This is a genomic window from Stenotrophomonas terrae, assembly GCF_001431465.1.
GTDB lineage: Bacteria > Pseudomonadota > Gammaproteobacteria > Xanthomonadales > Xanthomonadaceae > Stenotrophomonas > Stenotrophomonas terrae.
Window position 1 is genome coordinate 1 of record NZ_LDJJ01000134.1, and the last position, 707, is coordinate 707.

Here is a 707-nt window from a genome sequence, read left to right on the forward strand (position 1 = left end):
GGCCGAGAAGTGGAAGAAGGTCACCGGCGTCACTCTGGTGGAAGCTTACGGCCTGACCGAGACCTCGCCGGCGGCCTGCATCAACCCGCTGGACCTGAAGGAATACAACGGCGCCATCGGCCTGCCGATCCCCTCCACCGATGCCTGCGTCAAGAACGACGACGGCCAGATGGTGGCGATGGGCGAAGTAGGCGAGCTGTGCATCCGCGGCCCGCAGGTGATGAAGGGTTATTGGCACCGCCCCGACGAGACCGAAAAGGTCATGGACGCCGATGGCTGGCTGCATACCGGCGACATGGCGCGCATGGACGAGAACGGCTTCTTCTATATCGTCGACCGCAAGAAGGACATGATCCTGGTGTCCGGCTTCAACGTCTATCCGAACGAAATCGAAGACGTGATCGCGATGATGCCGGGCGTGCTGGAAGTGGCAGCAGTCGGCGCACCCAGCGAGAAGTCGGGCGAAGTGGTGAAGGTTGTCATCGTCAAGAAGGACCCCAGCCTCACCGAGGAGCAGGTCAAGGAATTCGCCCGCGCCAACCTCACCGGCTACAAGCACCCGCGCATCGTCGAGTTCCGCAAGGAACTGCCCAAGACCAACGTCGGCAAGATCCTGCGCCGCGAACTGCGCGACGCCAAGCCGGAAGCTTGATGCCGACGGTTTGATACAGGCTGCGTGACACCCACAAACCTCCCTGGCAACAGGG

Annotated in this window: 1 pseudogene; it reads left to right on the forward strand. The window is 62.2% G+C overall.

What is annotated here, in order from left to right:
- Window positions 1-652 (forward strand): annotated as a pseudogene (gene rpfB, locus ABB27_RS19080) (fatty acyl-CoA ligase RpfB); the annotation flags it as partial.
- Between the last annotated feature and the right edge of the window lie 55 nt (window positions 653-707).